This is a genomic window from Pseudomonas simiae, from assembly GCF_000934565.1.
Taxonomy (GTDB): Bacteria; Pseudomonadota; Gammaproteobacteria; order Pseudomonadales; family Pseudomonadaceae; genus Aquipseudomonas; species Aquipseudomonas simiae.
In genome coordinates, this window is the sequence record NZ_CP010896.1 from 406302 (window position 1) to 423319 (window position 17018).

Sequence of the window (17018 nt, forward strand, 5' to 3'; positions counted from 1 at the left end):
AGACCGAGTCGCGAAGGCAGCCTCACAGGCGACACACACCCTGGAACCAGAAATGAAACAGAAAAAAGCCCAATGGCCCTGGCACCTGCTGACCGTGGTCGTGCTGGTCGGCCTGGCTGGCGCCCTGTACTACGCCACCTCGCTGATGTCCTACGAGTGGCGCTGGAACCGCGTGCCGCAATACTTCGCCTATCAGGCCGAAGTGTCCCAGCGCGCCGAGGACATCTCCACCGTCGTTGAGTTGGTGCGCAAAGGCGACGTCGCCGAAGTGACCCTGCGCAACGACGCGGGCGCCGAGCAAAAGCTGACCGTTGCCGACAACAGCCTGCAAGTCGCGCGTGGCGACGACGTTGCCGAAGGCGATGTGGTGGGCGTGACCCGCCATTGGGCATTGGGCCCGCTGATGTGGGGGTTGTGGACCACGCTGTGGCTGTCGGTGGTGTCCGGCATCCTTGGGTTGATCATCGGCCTGGCAACCGGCCTGTGCCGTTTGTCCAGCAACCCGACCCTGCGGGATCTGTCGACGATCTACGTCGAACTGGTGCGTGGTACGCCACTATTGGTGCAGATCTTCATTTTCTATTTCTTTATCGGCACGGTGCTCAACCTGTCCCGCGAATTCGCCGGGATCGCCGCGCTGTCGTTGTTCACCGGCGCGTATGTGGCGGAAATCGTCCGCGCCGGCGTGCAGTCCATTACCCGTGGCCAGAACGAAGCCGCGCGCTCCTTGGGCCTGAGCGCCAGCCAGTCGATGCGTCATGTGGTGTTGCCGCAAGCGTTCAAACGCGTGCTGCCGCCGTTGGCCGGGCAATTTATAAGCCTGGTGAAGGACACATCACTGGTCTCGGTGATTGCCATTACCGAACTGCTCAAGAGCGGCCGCGAAGTGATCACCACCTCGTTTTCGCCGTTTGAAATCCTGTTCTGCGTCGCAGGCCTGTACCTGCTGATCAACCTGCCGCTGTCGAAAATGGCCAGCCGGCTAGAGCGGAGGCTCGCGCAAAGTGATTGAAGTCCGCGATCTGGTAAAAGTCTTCGACACCCGTGGCCATGTGGTCCGCGCGGTCGACAACGTGACCACCCAGGTGGCCAAGGGCGAAGTGCTGGTGGTGATCGGCCCGTCCGGCTCCGGCAAGTCCACCTTCCTGCGTTGCCTCAACGGCCTGGAAGAATTCGACTCGGGCTCGGTGAGCATCGACGGCCTGCAACTGGCTGACCCGAAGACCGATGTGAACGCCTATCGCCGCGAAGTCGGCATGGTGTTCCAGCACTTCAACCTGTTCCCGCATATGACCGTGCTGGAAAACCTGTGCCTGGCGCAGAAGGTCGTACGCAAGCGCAGCAAGAAGGAGAGTGAGGCCAAGGCCCTGGCCTTGCTGGAAAAGGTCGGGATTGCGCAGAAGGCCAACGAGTTTCCATCACGCTTGTCCGGCGGCCAGCAGCAGCGGGTCGCGATTGCCCGGGCCTTGGCGATGGATCCCAAGGTCATGCTGTTCGACGAGCCCACCTCGGCGCTGGACCCGGAGATGGTCGGCGAAGTGCTGGATGTGATGAAGACCTTGGCCCTGGAAGGCATGACCATGGTCTGCGTCACCCACGAAATGGGCTTTGCCCGTGAAGTGGCAGACCGGGTGCTGTTCTTCGATCACGGCAAATTGCTGGAAGATGCGGCCCCGGCCGAGTTCTTCGATGCGCCGAAAGACCCACGGGCCCAGGCGTTTCTGCGTCAAGTTCTGTAGGACTTGGTCAGGGCGGTCAGACCTTGAACTGCCCCACGCACTGCTGCAAATCCGTTCCCAGTCGCGCCAGTTCGATGCTCGCTGCTGCCGTCTGTTCGCTGGCGGCGGCGGTTTGCTCCGAGGCATCGCGAACTTTCAATACACTGCGATTGATTTCTTCGGCGACCGCGCTTTGCTCTTCGGCGGCTGCCGCAATCTGTGGGTTCATTTCCTGGATGACCAGGACTGTACGGGCGATTTCGCTCAGGGCGTCCCCGGCATTGCGTGCCAGGCCGACGCTGTTGTCGGTCAGCGTGCGGCTGTAGTCCAGGATATCGGCGACTTGCTGCGTGCCACTGTGCAAGCCACCAATCAACTCTTCGATTTCCTCGGCGGACTGCTGGGTCCTTTGAGCGAGGCTGCGTACCTCATCGGCGACTACCGCAAACCCTTGGCCAGCCTCGCCGGCCCGTGCGGCTTCTATCGCGGCGTTGAGCGCCAGCAGATTGGTCTGCTGCGACACGGACTTGATCACATCCAGCACGCTGCCGATCTTCTGGCTCTCCCGTTGCAACGCCAGCATGGCCTGGCTTGAGCGTGCCATCTCATGGGCGAGGTGCTCAATTTGCGCCACGACATCCGTCACGACCTGATCGCCCAGGTCAGTCTGGTGATTGGCCTGGCCGGCGGCAATCGAAGCCTGCTCGGCATGGCGCGCAACTTCCTGGGCGGTGGCCAGCATCTGATTCATGGCGGCTGCCACCTGCTCGGTTTCCTCTCGCTGATTACTCACCCCCGCACGGGTTTGTTCGGTGATGGTGGAAAGCTCCTCGGCAGCGCTGGCGATTTGCTGCGCGTTATCGCTGATATTGCCAATCAGCCCGCGCAGGTTCAGCGTCATCTGAGTCATGCTGTGTTGCAACTGGCCCAACTCATCCTTGCGACGGGTCTGCACTTCGTGGCTCAGATCGCCTTCGGCAATGCGATTGGCCACTGACAGGGCTTTGCGCAGCGGTGTCACTATTTGTCCGGCAATCACCCAGGCGGACAGGACGCCCAAAAGCAATGCGGCAGCGGTCACGCCGAGGGTTTGGGTGCGGGCTTGCTCGGCTTCGTGGTCGCGTCGCTGGGTCTGATCCTGGCTCAACAAGTCACTCTGCCCGAGTAACTGATCCAACTGCTGCTCCAACTGGTTTTGCGATTTTTCGGTCGTAAGCTGGGCTTCCTTGAGGCGTGTCAGGCGGGTGCGGATCTCGAGTACGGCATTTTTCAGTGCGGTGCTATCGACCGGCAGCTTCGCGACGGTCGCCTGGGCGAGTTCGAGGTTGCGCTCTGCGTCGTTCACGGCCTGGGCATAAGCATCCAGGGAACTGGCAGCCCAGGCGGGGCTTTGGGCTCGATCTTCCGCCTGCTCTATGGCCTGGCGCAGGTTTTCGACGGCGTCGAGGGCTTTTTCATCTTCTTGATCAGGCAAGTCACTGGCCAGTTGCGCCAGCACGTCGCCGGTCCGCGTGGAGCTTTGTTTCAATTCTTCGCGGGTGTTTTCGCGTGTTTTAACCAGCGAAGGCACGTCCTTGAGTGTGGTGTTGAACGTTGCGCCAATACGCGCCATCTCTTGCAGATACTCAATGGGTTTTGGCGCTATCAGTCGGTTGGAAAGCGCCTTAAGGTGTCCATCGATTTTCTCCATGCTCGCGCTCAACCTATTGAGGCTATTGGCATCGTCAAGGGTGCGGTAGAGGATTCTGTCAGCGCGCAATTCCTCACCTGCCACCGCCAGTTGCGCGAGCACGGTCAGCGTTTGCGAACGGTAGAGGGAGGCCGCCAGGGCTTGCCAGCCTGTTACGGCAATGATGAGGCTCAGGGCCAGTACCAGGGAAAAGCCCAAGGCCAGTTTGAGGGTGACACTGGCGTCACCCAACAGGTGAGTCATTCGACGAAGCATGATCAACCTCCGACAAGTGAGTAGCGGGCGTTATCGTCGTGTCGGGCACCGCAGGTGCGCGCACACATTGACGTGACTTGAACGCTAGCTCTCTTGGCGGTCGGGTGAGCCTGATAAACGTGTAGGAAATTTCACAGACTGAAGGCGGCGACCCTGGGCAGGTCGCCACGCGGTGAGGTGCGTCAGACCCTGAAGCGGCCGACCAGTGCTTGCAAATGGGTGCCCAGGCGCGCCAGTTCGGTACTCGACGCTGCGGTCTCTTCACTGGCCGCAGCCGTCTGCTCCGACACATCGCGCACATTCAGCACGCTGCGGTTGATCTCCTCGGCCACCGCGCTTTGTTGTTCGGCAGCGGTGGCGATCTGCGAATTCATCGCCTGGATGGTCGAGACTGTCCGAGTGATGCTCGCCAGGGCACTGCCGGCACGGCGGGTCAGTTCGACGCTGCTGTCGGTCAGGCCGCGGCTGTTGTCCATGATGGTCGCCACTTGCTGAGTGCCGCTTTGCAGGCCGACGATCAGTTCTTCGATCTCTTCGGTGGACTTCTGGGTGCGCTGGGCCAGGCTGCGCACCTCGTCCGCTACCACAGCGAAGCCACGACCGGCTTCCCCGGCACGCGCGGCTTCAATCGCAGCGTTGAGGGCCAGCAGGTTGGTTTGCTGGGCCACGGACTTGATCACGTCGAGCACGCTGCCGATCTTGTCGCTTTCGCGCTTCAGGTCGCCCATGGCAACCGTGGAGTTGCCCACTTCGGTGGCCAGGCGCTCGATCTGGGCGATGGCTTCGCCGACCACCTTGTCGCCTTCACGGGCCTGCTGGTCAGCCGCTACGGCCGCTTCGGAGGCTTCCTCGGCGTTTCGCGCGACTTCTTGCACGGTAGCGGCCATTTCATTCATGGCGGTGGCCACCTGGTCCGTTTCGACCTTCTGGCTGTTGACCCCGGCGCTGGTCTGTTCGGTCACGGCCGACAGTTGCTCGGCGGCGCTGGCGATCTGGGTGACGCCGTCGCTGATGCCGCCGATCAGTTCGCGCAAACCGACGGTCATGCTTTGCATGGCACGTTGCAGTTGGCCCAGCTCATCCTGGCGCATGGAGGTGAGGTTGTGGCTCAGGTCGCCCGATGCCACGCGCTGGGCAACCTGGAGGGTCTGGTTCAGCGGAATCACGATCTGGCGCGTGATCGCCCAGGCGGCCACCAGACCAAAGATCAGCGCCAGTACGGTAGCCAGCAGCAAGAGTTGTTTGGCGTGCGCGGCGTCGGCGTCGCGCACCACGGTTTGCGAGAGGGTGAGTTTGTCGCTGTGGCCCAACAGCGTGTCACCCTGGGCACTCATGATCTTCAACGCAGCGGCGGCGGCGGTCTGAGAGTCACGGTACTGGCTGACCGCCGCGCGGTAGGCTTGCAGCGAGGTGCTGGCCTCCTCCAGGTTGGCCTGGTACTGCGCGGGCAGTTGGCCCTGCAGTTCGGTGATCTTTTTCACCGCGTTATCAATGGCGTCGAGGGCCGGTTGTTCAGCTTCGACCTTGGCGCTGTAGGTGTAGCCGCGCACCTGGAAGCGCGCCTGCTGGATCAGTTTGCTCAGGTCGACCACGCTGTTGAACTGCGTGACGCTGTCGCCTTGCAGCAGGCTTTTTTCGACCTCGCTGACCTTCGCTACGGCGTTGTCGGCGGTATCGCCCAGTTTACTGCGGGCACCTTCACGCTTGAGCCCGGCCTGAACCATGGTGGCAAAGGCCTTTTTATACTGGCTCAGGGCGTCCTGTTGCTGTTCGACAAGGGCCTTGTCGTCGGGTTGTTCGATCAGGTCTGCGGCGGTTTTCAGACCACTGTCCAGCTTGGCGATCAGGTTGTTGACCGCGTCGGTGCCTTGTTCGCCGCGCCGCATTTCGAAGTCCAGGCGCGCCAGGCGCAAGTCCTTGGTCAGCCCGTTGAGGCTGGAGATATGGCCCAGCTTGTCACCGCGACTGGTGACATCGCCCAGGCCGGTCCAGCCAGTGAACATGATCAATAATGTCAGCAGTAACACCAGGCCGAAGCCCACGCCGAGTTTGGTCTTGACGCTGATATTCCCCAGCTTTTCGGCTAACCAACGATGCATGCTGCGAACTCCCCTGGAACAAGGCTTGGACTTATTCAAAGGGTATCGGCGGTGACAGACTTTTCTGTAGGAGGGCGGCGAGTGAGATTTAGAAGAGACGGGCGAGCAGGGCGGTGACGGCGGTTTCGACGCGCAGGATGCGCGCGCCCAACTGCACGGGCTGCAAGCCAGCTTGGGTGAGCAGGTCCACTTCGTAGGGAATCCAGCCACCTTCCGGGCCGATCGCCAGGGTCACCGGCTCGTCCAGTCCGCGTGGGCAGGCCGGGTAATCACCGGGATGGCCAATCAGCCCCAGGCTGCCTGCGGCCATGGCCGGCAGGCGGTCTTCGACGAAGGGCTTGAAGCGTTTTTCGATGATGATCTCGGGCAATACCGTGTCCCGCGCCTGTTCAAGGCCGAGGATCAATTGCTCGCGAATCGCCTCAGGTTCCAGGAATGGGGTTTGCCAGAAGCTCTTTTCGACCCGGTAGCTGTTGACCAGCACCACCTTGGGCACGCCCATCGCCGCCACGGTTTGCAATACCCGACGCAGCATCTTTGGGCGGGGAAGGGCCAGCAGCAGGGTCAGCGGCAGCTTGGCCGGTGGTGGTTGGTCGACGCTCACTTGCAGCTCGGCTTCGGTGGCTTCCAGGCGCAGCAGTTGCGCATTGCCCATCAGCCCGCCGATGCGGCCGACGCGCAGGCTGTCGCCGACGACGGCGCGATGGACTTCCTGCATGTGCACCAGACGCCGATCACGCAGTACCACGCGGTCGGCCGCGATGAAGTCGGCCTCTTCCAGTAGCAGCAGGTTCACGGCTGGGTCGCTGGCGGCTGGTCGTCGTCGGGCTGATCATCCGGGTGTTCGCCGCGCTTGCTGATCAAGCCGCTGAACAGGATGCCGATCTCGAACAGCATCCACATCGGTACGGCCAGCAAGGTCTGGGAGAAGATGTCCGGCGGCGTGAGGATCATGCCGACCACGAAGCAGCCGATGATCACGTACGGGCGGATTTTCTTCAGGTACGCCACGTTGACCACGCCGATCCACACCAGCAGTACCACGGCCACCGGAATTTCGAAGGCCACGCCAAAAGCGAAGAACAGCGTCATCACGAAGTCGAGGTAGCTGGTGATGTCCGTCATCATTTCCACGCCGGCCGGGGTGGCGGCGGCGAAGAATTTGAAGATCAGCGGGAACACCAGGAAGTAGGCGAACGCCATGCCGGTGTAGAACAGCAGGATGCTCGACACCAGCAACGGCACGGCGATGCGCTTCTCATGCTTGTACAGGCCCGGTGCGATAAAGCCCCAGATCTGGTGCAGGATCACCGGGATCGCCAGGAACAGCGACACCATCATGGTCAGCTTCAACGGCGTGAGGAACGGCGACGACACATCGGTGGCGATCATCGTCGCACCGGCCGGCAGGTACTGGCGCAGTGGTGTGGAGACGAAGGTGTAGATCTGCTGGGTAAAGGCGAACAACCCGGCAAAGATGATGAAGATGGCCGCTACGCAACGCAGCAGGCGGGTACGCAGCTCGGTGAGGTGCGAGACCAGCGGCATATGCTGGTCGTTTTCCGGTTTATCAGCGCTCATGGGGCTCGCGGCGGCAATGTAGGGTCATGGGGCGCGGGCGACGCGGTGGGCGTCGGCGCAGGCTCGGTTGGCGCGGTCGGTGCCACGGGTGCGGCCTCAACCGCAGGCGCGATGCTGTTTTCGACAGCGGGCTCCGCCGGTTTGGCGGGCTCATGCACGGGCGACAGAATCTTCCGGGCTTCCTGTTCCAACGACAGAATATGCTCGTTGTGCAGTTGCCGACGGATCTCGTCGGCGCCGATTTCCCGTTCAACTTCCTGTTTGATGGCGTTGAAACTGCGTTTCAGGCGCCCGATCCACAGGCCGGCCGTGCGTGCTGCACCGGGCAGGCGTTCCGGCCCCAGTACCAGCAGGGCCACGAGGCCGACGAGCAGCAGTTCAGAGAAGCTGATACCAAACATTAGTCAGTGCTCACGAGTCTTTGCGGGTCGGCTCTTCGACTTTCTCAGCCTGTACGTCGAAGGTACGACGCTCGGTGATCGGCTGAGTGGCCTGCGGGTGCACAGGCTGCGCCGGGGGGACCGGGTTGGCGGCGGGATCGGCCGGCTTTTCGTCGTCGTTCATGGCTTTGCGAAAGCCCTTGATCGACTCGCCCACGTCGGTGCCCAGGTTCTTCAGTTTCTTGGTGCCGAACACCAGTACCACCACCACCAGGATGACGATCCAGTGTTTCCAGTCAAAAATGCCCATGCTGCAAATCCTCTAGTCTTGGTTATTCAGGCGGACGGGCGCGAGGCCTTCTCGGCATGCCCGGACAAGCCGAAGCGACGGTCCAGTTCATCCAGCACTGCCTGCGGATGCTGCCCCAGTTGGGCGAGCATGACCAGGCTATGGAACCATAGGTCGGCGGTTTCGTAGATGACATCGCTGCAGTCGCCGCTGATTTGCGCGTCCTTGGCGGCGATGATGGTTTCGACGGATTCTTCGCCGAGTTTTTCCAGGATCTTGTTCAAGCCCTTGTGGTACAGGCTGGCGACGTAGGAGCTGTCGGCATCCGCGCCTTTGCGGTCTTCCAGCACCTGGGCCACGCGGTTCAGGGTATCGCTCATGTCTTAGTGTCCTGCCGAGTAAATGGCGTCGGGGTCTTTGAGCACCGGCTCGACGGTCTTCCATTCGCCATTTTCGAAAACGCGATAGAAGCAGCTGTGGCGGCCGGTGTGGCAGGCGATGTCGCCGATCTGCTCGACCATGAGGATCACCACGTCGGCGTCGCAGTCGATGCGCATCTCGTGCAGGGTCTGCACGTGCCCGGACTCTTCGCCCTTGCGCCACAGTTTGCCACGCGAGCGTGACCAGTAGATGGCACGCTGCTCAGCGGCGGTGAGGCTCAAGGCCTCACGGTTCATCCAGGCCATCATCAGCACGCGCCCGGTCTTGTAGTCCTGGGCAATGGCCGGCACCAGGCCGTCACTGTCCCACTTGATATCGTCCAGCCAGTCTTTCATGTTCGGCTCCGGCAATTTGCGACAGTGTATAACCGGATTGGCTATCGACGCACGATCAGATAGATACCCACGGCGACCATGATGCCAGCCGGCCAGTGGCCCAGTTGGTTCAGCGGGCCACCGATGGCCAGCATCACCCCACCGACCAGGTGAGCAGCGCCCAGCAGGCGCAGGAACCAGTCGTCCTTGCGCTTCTTCCAGGGCGGCGCCGGGTCCTTGGCGTGGGGCTGGGACATGCGCTCCAGCAGGTCGCGGGTCATGTTGGCCAGGTGCGGCAGTTGTTCCATCTGGCTGTGCAGGTTGCCCAGCACGGTTTTCGGGCTCATGCGCTCGCGCATCCAGCGTTCCAGGAACGGCTGGGCGGTGTTCCACAGGTCGAGGTCCGGGTACAGCTGGCGGCCCAGGCCTTCGATGTTCAGCAGGGTTTTTTGCAGCAATACCAACTGTGGCTGCACTTCCATGTTGAAGCGCCGCGCGGTCTGGAACAGGCGCATCAGCACCTGGCCGAAGGAAATATCTTTTAATGGTTTTTCGAAGATCGGCTCGCACACGGTGCGGATCGCCGCTTCGAATTCGTTGAGCTTGGTTTCCGCCGGCACCCAGCCCGAATCGATGTGCAACTGCGCCACACGCCGGTAGTCGCGCTTGAAGAAGGCGAACAGGTTGCGGGCCAGGTAGTCCTGGTCTTCCGGGGTCAGGCTGCCGACGATGCCGCAGTCGATCGCGATGTACTGCGGGCTCCACGGGTTCACGGTGCTGACAAAGATGTTGCCGGGGTGCATGTCGGCGTGGAAGAAGCTGTCGCGGAACACTTGGGTGAAGAAGATCTCCACGCCGCGCTCGGCGAGCATCTTCATGTCGGTGCGCTGGTCGGCCAGGGTCGCGAGGTCGGTGACCTGCACGCCGTAGATGCGCTCCATCACCAGCACTTTAGGGCGGCACCAGTCCCAATACACTTGTGGCACGTACAGCAGTGGCGAGCCTTCGAAGTTGCGCTTGAGCTGGCTGGCGTTGGCGGCTTCGCGCAGCAGGTCGAGTTCGTCGTAGATGGTTTTTTCGTAGTCGGCGACCACGTCCACCGGGTGCAGCAGGCGTGCATCGGCCGAGAAACGCTCGGCGGCACGGGCGAGGATGAACAGCCATGCCAGATCCTGGCCGATGATCGGCTTGAGGCCAGGGCGGATTACCTTTACCACCACTTCTTCGCCGGTCTTGAGCTGTGCCGCGTGCACTTGGGCCACGGAGGCCGAGGCGAGGGGCTCGACGTCGAAGCGGCTGAAGACTTCGCTGATCTTCTTGCCCAGTTGCTCTTCGATCAACGCCATTGACTGTTGGGAGTCGAACGGCGGCACGCGGTCCTGCAGCAGCATCAACTCGTCGGCGATGTCCTCGGGCAGCAAGTCGCGGCGGGTCGAGAGGATCTGCCCGAACTTGATGAAGATCGGCCCCAGGTCCTGCAGTGCCAGGCGCAGGCGTGCGCCACGGCTCAGTGCCAGTTGTTTGCGCGGGAACCAGCGCCACGGCAGCACATAGCGCACCGCCAGCAGGAACCACGGCAAAGGCAGGGCGAACAGCAGGTCATCGAGGCGGTAGCGGATTACGACGCGCTGGATACGAAACAAACGGCGGACGGCGAGCAGCTTCATGCGTTATCGCTTGGATCAAGGGAACGGCTTAGGCGCTCGAAGCGCGCCTCAAGGCGTTCCAGGTCGATTTTGGCCTTGTCGAGTTCACGAAAGCGCGCTTGCGCTTCCCGTTCTCCGACCAGGGTGCGCGATTCTTCGCTCAGGTATTCGGCGAGGTTCTGGTTAAGGCTGGCGAACCCTTGCTGGTACCAGCGCGAGCGGCTGCGCAGGTGCCCGCTGATCAACTGGGTGGCCACTGGACCGATCCAGCGCGACAGCTCGTATTCCCAGTCCAGTTCCAGGTCCTGCAGCACGGCGGCCAGGTCCATCAGCACCGAACTGTCGCCTTCCAGCTCCACCTCGGCGCTGTGCAGGATGGCCGTCTTGTTGCGGCTCAGGGCCAGGTGCAGCAGGCTCGATGCCGGCGCACGCAGGGTACAGTCGGCTTCTGCGGCCCATTGGCTCGCGAGCATCAGGCCTTCATCGCTGGGCAGGATAAACAGCTGCAAGGCGGGGCTGCGGCAGTCGACGGCAATGACTTTGCCGCTGAGGTGCGCAAGCCGCGCCAGGGCGGTACTGTCCAGGCGCAGCACACGGTTGAGGCCGTGTTCAACGCTGGCGAGAAGGCCGGCGAACAGCATCAGGGCTTGATGCCGCGATGCAGGGCGACGATGCCCGAGGTCATGTTGTGGTAGGTCACGCGGTCGAAACCGGCTTCTACCATCATTGACTTCAGGGTTTCCTGATCGGGGTGCATGCGGATCGATTCGGCCAGGTAGCGATAGCTTTCGGCGTCATTGGTGATCAGCTTGCCCATCAATGGCATGAAGGCGAAGGAGTAGGTGTCATAGACCTTGGACATCAGCGCGTTGGTGGGCTTGGAGAACTCCAGCACCAACAGGCGGCCGCCCGGCTTGAGGACGCGCAGCATCGAGCGGATCGCGTCTTCCTTGTGGGTCACGTTGCGCAGGCCGAAGGCGATGGTCACGCAGTCGAAATGGTTGTCGGGGAACGGCAACTTTTCAGCGTCGGCCTGGACGAACTCGATATTGCCCGCCACGCCCTTGTCGAGCAGGCGGTCACGGCCGACCTTTAGCATCGAACCGTTGATGTCCGCCAAGACCACCTGGCCGGTCGGGCCAACGAGCTTGGAGAACTTGGCCGCCAGGTCGCCCGTACCACCGGCGATGTCCAGTACGCGGTTGCCGGTGCGAACACCCGACAGCTCGATGGTGAACCGCTTCCACAGGCGGTGCATGCCACCGGAGAGCACGTCGTTCATCAGGTCATACTTGGCCGCTACGGAATGGAACACCTCAGCGACTTTTTCCGCTTTCTGGCTTTCCGGGACGTTCTTGAAGCCGAAGTGAGTGGTGGGTTCGGCATCGCTGCCTTTGCGCTGATCAGTCATATCGCTGTCACCAAAAGAGAATGCGGGACATGATAATCCCCAAGGCCTACTTTGTCTTGGCAAGGCTGCAGGTAAGATGGGTGGTCACCGAGACCTTTTGCCGCATCGAAGGTATCCACTTCCCCATAAAGAGGAGTCATTGCAATGGCCCGTATAACCGTTGAGCGTGCACATTCCCTGGGTAAAGAAGGCGCACGTGCAAAGGCCGACAAGTTGGCGCACAAACTCAAGGAGCACTATGGCCTGGAGCCGTCGTGGTCCGGCGATACCTTGAACCTCAAGCGTTCGGGGGTTAAGGGCACTGTAGTCGTCGCCGATGATTCGTTGCGCATTGATGTGGAACTGGGCCTGTTGATGTCGGCCATGAGTGGCACCATCAAGTCCGAAATCGAAAAGGCCCTGGATAAAGCGTTGGCGTGATCAACCTGTTCTTAGGGTGCCGATTCTAATTTTCCAGCCTACTTTGTGCCCAAGCCCTCAACTCCTGTGGGCCGTTCCTCCACCCTATTCTGCGTGAGGTGCACCATGGCCAAAGTTATCCTGAAGAAAAAAATCGACGCCCAGACCACTACCTTGAGCGAGGTTAAATCCTACGCCCGCAAGATCTGGCTGGCAGGACTTGGTGCTTATGCCAAGGTCGGAAGCGAGGGCGGCGATTACTTCAAAGAGTTGGTTAAAGCCGGTCAACATGTTGAAAGTAAAGGTAAAAAAGTTGCAGTTGAACAACTTGAAGCCGCCAACAGTCAGATTGACCAAGTAAAGAGTAATGTCTCCTCCGTCAAAGGTCTGGTAGAAGTTCAGCTTGATAAAGTTGAAAAAGCTTTTGACACTCGTGTTGCCAGTGCCTTGAATCGAATCGGCATTGCGTCTAAACATGACGTTGAGACACTCTCTGCTAAGCTCGAAGAGCTGACGACATTGCTAGAACGTGTCGCGCGTAAACACTAAGGAGACATCGGGATGGCTGTTAAAAAGACTACTCAGAAAGAAGGCAGCTCGTGGGTCGGGGAAGTTGAAAAATATTCCCGTAAGATCTGGCTTGCTGGTTTAGGCGTGTACTCGAAGGTTAGCAGTGACGGCGGCAAATACTTCGAGACTTTGGTCAAGGACGGCGAGAAGGCCGAGAAGTTGACCAAAACCACGGTTGGTAAAAAAGTTGAAGCGGCCAAGGCAACTGCCGGTTCCGCCAAGTCGAGCCTTTCGGACACTTGGGGCAAGTTGGAAGAAACTTTCGACAAGCGCCTCAACAGTGCCATTTCGCGACTGGGCGTGCCGAGCAAGGCAGAGCTGAAGACGCTGCACAGCAAGGTCGATACCCTGACCAAGCAAATCGAGAAACTGACCGGCGCTAAAGTGGCTCCCGTGAAAACGGCGGCGGCCAAACCGGCTGCCAAGCCAGCGGCGAAAACCGCAGCGGCCAAACCGGCTGCGAAAACTGCCGCTTCCAAGCCCGCCGCCAAGTCGGCAGCTAAACCGGTAGCCGCGAAAGCTGCTGCCAAGCCTGCCGCTAAGCCAGCAGCCAAGGCAGCCGCAAAACCTGCCGCCAAGCCTGCGGCTAAAACCGCAGCCGCAAAACCCGCTGCCAAACCCGCCGCTGCGAAACCTGCAGCCAAGCCGGTCGCCGCGAAACCCGCCGCCAAACCTGCTGCAGCCAAGCCAGCGGCAAAACCCGCCGCCGCGAAGAAGCCAGCGGTAGCGAAAAAGCCCGCCGCACCGAAGCCTGCGGTTGCGGCCAAGCCTGCTACTGCGCCAACCGCTTCCACAGCCAACTCGGTGTCCGCGCCGACCCCTGCTGCTGTGACCCCGACTGCAACGCCGGCAACCCCGACGCCATCCAGTCAGTCCTGATTTTTCCCAGGACACAAAAAATGCCCGGCCTGCAAAGGTCGGGCATTTTTTTAGGTGTGTGGGCTTGCTCCGACATGTTTAGACGCTGTCATCCAGGTATTTCAGCGCGAACTTCTCGGTTGCCAGGCGTGCCGGCAGCAATAGATGCGGCGCTACCAGCATCATGACCTGGTACACCACCACCCGTACCTCACCTTCACGATCAATAATCCGCTGGTAATCCAACGAGAACAGCAAGGTCAACGTGATCTGCTCCACCAGTTGCCCCAGGGCCTGGGTGCTACTGACCAACTGACCTGCCGCCTTCAGTCGCGCCAGCAATGACGCCAGGGTCCGCTTGAGCGCAGTCAGCTGGTTGCGAATGCCTTTGGCCAGCTTCGGCAAACGCCCCGCCAGGTTCGACAAGTCCTGGAACAAGAACCTGTAATGCGCCATGCGCTCGACAATCAGGTGCAGGAACAGCCAGTAATCCTCGGCCTCCAGTTGTGCGTCCGCCGGTGGGTCCAGCAGGGGCGCCAGCTCATTCTGGAAGCGTTCGAACAACCCGAGTACCAGTGGCTCCTTGCCATGGAAGTGGTAGTAGAGGTTGCCGGGGCTGATCCCCATTTCATTGGCCACCTCCATGGTCGACACGTTTGGCTCGCCCTTCTGGTTGAACAACTGCAGGGCACATTCAAGGATACGGTCGCGGGTCTTCATCCAGTCTTCTTAATGTGATCGCTGAGCTCAGCGCACCCGCACATAGGTGCCGGGCGCTGCTTCCATCGGTGGGTAATTCTGGTTGCCCAGGGCGGTAAGGGTTTCCCGTTGCACGCCGGAGCGCTGCTGGATCCACTCCAGCCATTGCGGCCACCAACTGCCTTCGACGTGGTTGGCGTCGTAGTACCAGGCGCGCGGGTCGCTGCTCAGCTTGGGGTTCTCGACGTAATTGGCCTTGGGATTGCCCGGCGGGTTGAGAATGCTCTGGATATGCCCGCTGTTGGACAGCACGAAGCGCCGCTCGCCGCCCAGCAATTGGGTCGAGCGATACACCGCGTCCCATGGCGTGATGTGGTCGTTGATGCCTGCCACGCTGAAGCTGTCCACCGTGACCTTCTGCAAATCGATCGGTGTACCGCACACCTCCAGGCCACCGGGATGACTCAGCGGGTTGTGCTTGAAGAAGTCCAGCAGGTCGCCGTGCAGCGCGGCGGGCAGGCGCGTGTTGTCGTTGTTCCAATACAGGATGTCGAAGGCCGGCGGTTCCTTGCCCAGCAAGTAGTTGTTGATCCAGTAGTTCCAGATCAGGTCATTCGGACGCATCCAGGCGAACACCTTGGCCATGTCGCGGCCGTCCAGCACGCCTTGTTGATAAGACCGACGCTTGGCGGCTTCCAGGGTCTGCTCGTCGGCGAACAGCGTGGCGGGGCTGTCGATCTGGCTGTCCAGCAGGCTCACCAGGTAGCTGGCGCTTGAGATGCGGCGCAGCTGGCGTTTGGCTTGCAAGTGGCCTTGCAGCGCGGCGATGGTCAGCCCGCCGGCGCAGGCGCCCATCAGGTTGACCTCGCGGGCGCCAGTGATCGCGCGGCACACGTTGAGCGCTTCCTCCAGCGCCGCAACGTAGGTGGACAGGCCCCATTCGCGATGCCGTACATCCGGGTTGCGCCAGCTGACCATGAAGGTCTGCAAGCCGTTTTTCAGGGCGTACTGCACAAAGCTGTTGGCCGGGCTTAGGTCGAAAATGTAGTACTTGTTGATTTGCGGCGGCACGATCAGCAGTGGCTTGGCGTACTGCTTTTCGCTCATCGGCTTGTACTGGATCAGTTCCAGCAGTTCATTGCGAAATACCACCGAGCCGGGCGTGGTGGCGACCGTCTTGCCCACTTCGAAGGCGTGCTTGCTCACCTGGCGCGGCAGGCCGTTGTTGTGCAGCATGTCTTCGAACAGATGGGTCACTCCGCGCACCACGCTGTTGCCGCCGGAGTTGAGCAGCTCCTTGATCGCCAGCGGGTTGAGCAGGGTGTTGGAAGGGGAGACCGCATCGTTGATCAGCGAGAAGGCGAAGTGTGCGCGAGTGCGGTCATCGGCGCTCAGAGTGCTGTCATCGATCCAGTGCCGGGTCTGCTTCTGCCAGCTCAGATAAGCTTGCAGGCTACGCCGGTACAGTGGGTTGAGTGTCCAGGTGGGGTCGGTGAAGCGGCCGTCGTTGGGGTTGGGTTCGTGCACGGTTTCACCGAGCAATACGCGCCCCAGTTGTCCGCTCAACGCCCAGGCATGGCGAACGGTATGCACCGGGTTGCGCAAGCCGTGGGCGGCCACGCTGCGCAGGGTCGACAGCAGGTCCCGACCCCGCAGGCCGGTGATCGCATTTTGCGCATTGATGAACGCCGCCGGGGTGGGCGCCGGGTTCGTCACGGGTCTTTCTCGCATGAGCCAACACTCCTTCGTCAAGCCATCAAACAGGCACGCCAATTCAGAACCATAGTCGGTTCCTGGCAAGTTGCGCGGCGGTGTGTCCTTACACGGCCGGTCGCGGATGAATCACCGCACGCATACGCTCCTCTTCAAGAAATTTCATGATGATCGGCGCCACGGCTTCCGCTCGGGTGATCAGGAACAGGTGGCCGTCATCGATGATGTGCAGCTGTGCATTGGGAATGCGCCAGGCCAGCATGCGCATGTTGATCAGCGGGATCAGCGGGTCGTCGTCCCCCGCCAGCACCAGGGTGGGTTGGCGGATCTTGTGCAGCCAGTGGATGCTGGTCCAGCCCAGTCCGGCGAACAGCTGCCAGTAGTAACCGAGCTTGCCGGCCGAGCGCACTTTGCTCGCATGCTCGGCGGCCAGGTTCGAATCGCGGCGGAACGAGCCGCCATAAATCATCGGTGCGATGCGCACCACGTGGGACGGTTGGATGTAGCGCCGGGGACTGGCCATCAGCCACAGCACCTTGGGCTTGCCGGGCACCATAAAGGCCCCGGCAGCGGTGGCGGCGAGAATCAGTTTTTTGCAGCGTTCCGGATAGTCATAGGCGAACTGTTGCGCCAGCGCACCGCCCCAGGACACACCCACGGCGTTCACTTGGCCATAGTCCAGGTAATCGAGCATGCGCGCGGTGAGTTTGGCCAGGCCGGGAAAGCGGTAGGGTCGTTTGGGCGTCGAGGAGCCGCCCACGCCAGGCACATCGAAGGCGATCACTTCCAGGTCCGGGTCCAGCGCCTGGACGAATGGAAACACCAACTCAAGGTTGGCGCCGATGCCATTGAAGATCAGCAACGGCGTCAAGTGAGGCTTGCCCGGGCGCACCGCCGTGCGGAGGGCCTGGCCATCCAGGTCGATGGTACGAAAGATGAACGGTTGCGGCATGCT

At 61.2% G+C, this 17018-nt stretch carries 19 protein-coding genes and 1 pseudogene; 5 read left to right on the plus strand and 15 right to left on the minus strand.

Annotated features, from left to right (window positions below; translation table 11 throughout):
* The first annotated feature begins 52 nt into the window (after window positions 1-52).
* Both PF1751_RS01810 and PF1751_RS01815 read left to right on the plus strand, forming a co-directional pair.
* Entirely contained in the window at window positions 53-1012 is a 960-nt protein-coding gene (locus PF1751_RS01810; RefSeq protein ID WP_010213816.1) for an amino acid ABC transporter permease, read from the plus strand.
* The gene (locus PF1751_RS01815; RefSeq protein ID WP_010213814.1) at window positions 1005-1739 is read left to right on the plus strand and encodes an amino acid ABC transporter ATP-binding protein; all 735 of its coding nucleotides are present in this window, start codon (window positions 1005-1007) and stop codon (window positions 1737-1739) included. Before PF1751_RS01810 ends, PF1751_RS01815 begins: the two co-directional genes overlap by 8 nt.
* Window positions 1740-1755: 16 nt before the next feature.
* On the opposite strand, the gene PF1751_RS01820 is transcribed toward PF1751_RS01815, so the two are convergent.
* The 12 genes and pseudogenes from PF1751_RS01820 to ubiE form a co-directional block, all read right to left on the minus strand.
* Entirely contained in the window at window positions 1756-3663 is a 1908-nt protein-coding gene (locus PF1751_RS01820) for a methyl-accepting chemotaxis protein (protein ID WP_042571347.1), read from the minus strand.
* A 182-nt stretch (window positions 3664-3845) separates the two neighbouring features.
* Window positions 3846-4718, minus strand: a complete 873-nt coding sequence (locus tag PF1751_RS29750) for a methyl-accepting chemotaxis protein (protein WP_373422392.1) — start codon at window positions 4716-4718, stop codon at window positions 3846-3848.
* Window positions 4704-5762 (minus strand): annotated as a pseudogene (locus tag PF1751_RS29755) (methyl-accepting chemotaxis protein); the annotation flags it as partial. The pseudogene PF1751_RS29755 and the gene PF1751_RS29750, both read right to left, overlap by 15 nt.
* An 88-nt stretch (window positions 5763-5850) precedes the next feature.
* Complete coding sequence (locus PF1751_RS01830) at window positions 5851-6558, minus strand: 16S rRNA (uracil(1498)-N(3))-methyltransferase (RefSeq protein ID WP_010213807.1); 708 nt, start codon at window positions 6556-6558, stop codon at window positions 5851-5853.
* Window positions 6555-7343, minus strand: coding sequence for a twin-arginine translocase subunit TatC (gene tatC / locus PF1751_RS01835; RefSeq protein WP_010213805.1), 789 nt, complete (start codon window positions 7341-7343; stop codon window positions 6555-6557). Before tatC ends, PF1751_RS01830 begins: the two co-directional genes overlap by 4 nt.
* The gene (tatB, locus tag PF1751_RS01840) at window positions 7340-7744 is read right to left on the minus strand and encodes a Sec-independent protein translocase protein TatB (protein WP_010213803.1); all 405 of its coding nucleotides are present in this window, start codon (window positions 7742-7744) and stop codon (window positions 7340-7342) included. Before tatB ends, tatC begins: the two co-directional genes overlap by 4 nt.
* 10 nt (window positions 7745-7754) lie before the next feature.
* Window positions 7755-8033 carry a twin-arginine translocase TatA/TatE family subunit gene (locus tag PF1751_RS01845; protein ID WP_003171180.1) on the minus strand — a complete coding sequence of 93 codons (279 nt, stop codon included), beginning with the start codon at window positions 8031-8033 and terminating at the stop codon, window positions 7755-7757.
* A gap of 26 nt (window positions 8034-8059) precedes the next feature.
* Complete coding sequence (locus tag PF1751_RS01850) at window positions 8060-8392, minus strand: phosphoribosyl-ATP diphosphatase (protein ID WP_003209299.1); 333 nt, start codon at window positions 8390-8392, stop codon at window positions 8060-8062.
* Window positions 8393-8395: 3 nt separating this feature from the next.
* Window positions 8396-8788 carry a phosphoribosyl-AMP cyclohydrolase gene (gene hisI / locus PF1751_RS01855; protein WP_044286511.1) on the minus strand — a complete coding sequence of 131 codons (393 nt, stop codon included), beginning with the start codon at window positions 8786-8788 and terminating at the stop codon, window positions 8396-8398.
* 41 nt (window positions 8789-8829) lie between these two features.
* Entirely contained in the window at window positions 8830-10434 is a 1605-nt protein-coding gene (gene ubiB / locus PF1751_RS01860) for a ubiquinone biosynthesis regulatory protein kinase UbiB (RefSeq protein WP_010213796.1), read from the minus strand.
* Window positions 10431-11054: a ubiquinone biosynthesis accessory factor UbiJ gene (locus PF1751_RS01865; RefSeq protein ID WP_042571350.1), complete on the minus strand. Its 624-nt coding sequence runs from the start codon at window positions 11052-11054 to the stop codon at window positions 10431-10433. Before PF1751_RS01865 ends, ubiB begins: the two co-directional genes overlap by 4 nt.
* Window positions 11054-11824 carry a bifunctional demethylmenaquinone methyltransferase/2-methoxy-6-polyprenyl-1,4-benzoquinol methylase UbiE gene (gene ubiE / locus PF1751_RS01870; RefSeq protein ID WP_003171186.1) on the minus strand — a complete coding sequence of 257 codons (771 nt, stop codon included), beginning with the start codon at window positions 11822-11824 and terminating at the stop codon, window positions 11054-11056. The genes PF1751_RS01865 and ubiE overlap by 1 nt, the downstream gene beginning before the upstream one ends.
* 144 nt (window positions 11825-11968) lie before the next feature.
* Here ubiE and PF1751_RS01875 point away from each other — a divergent pair, with 144 nt between their 5' ends.
* The 3 genes from PF1751_RS01875 to PF1751_RS01885 all read left to right on the plus strand — a co-directional run bounded on the left by PF1751_RS01875 (window position 11969) and on the right by PF1751_RS01885 (window position 13672).
* Window positions 11969-12244 carry a polyhydroxyalkanoic acid system family protein gene (locus tag PF1751_RS01875; RefSeq protein WP_021492330.1) on the plus strand — a complete coding sequence of 92 codons (276 nt, stop codon included), beginning with the start codon at window positions 11969-11971 and terminating at the stop codon, window positions 12242-12244.
* Window positions 12245-12349: 105 nt separating this feature from the next.
* Window positions 12350-12772, plus strand: a complete 423-nt coding sequence (locus PF1751_RS01880) for a phasin family protein (protein ID WP_010213785.1) — start codon at window positions 12350-12352, stop codon at window positions 12770-12772.
* Window positions 12773-12784: 12 nt separating this feature from the next.
* Window positions 12785-13672: a phasin family protein gene (locus PF1751_RS01885; protein ID WP_044286513.1), complete on the plus strand. Its 888-nt coding sequence runs from the start codon at window positions 12785-12787 to the stop codon at window positions 13670-13672.
* A gap of 78 nt (window positions 13673-13750) precedes the next feature.
* On the opposite strand, the gene PF1751_RS01890 is transcribed toward PF1751_RS01885, so the two are convergent.
* The 3 genes from PF1751_RS01890 to phaZ all read right to left on the minus strand — a co-directional run bounded on the left by PF1751_RS01890 (window position 13751) and on the right by phaZ (window position 17015).
* On the minus strand, window positions 13751-14371 hold the full coding sequence (locus PF1751_RS01890; protein WP_044286514.1) for a TetR/AcrR family transcriptional regulator: 621 nt from the start codon (window positions 14369-14371) through the stop codon (window positions 13751-13753).
* A 27-nt stretch (window positions 14372-14398) separates the two neighbouring features.
* Complete coding sequence (phaC, locus tag PF1751_RS01895; protein WP_044286515.1) at window positions 14399-16081, minus strand: class II poly(R)-hydroxyalkanoic acid synthase; 1683 nt, start codon at window positions 16079-16081, stop codon at window positions 14399-14401.
* A gap of 88 nt (window positions 16082-16169) precedes the next feature.
* Window positions 16170-17015, minus strand: coding sequence for a poly(3-hydroxyalkanoate) depolymerase (gene phaZ / locus PF1751_RS01900; RefSeq protein WP_010213781.1), 846 nt, complete (start codon window positions 17013-17015; stop codon window positions 16170-16172).
* Window positions 17016-17018 lie beyond the last annotated feature (3 nt).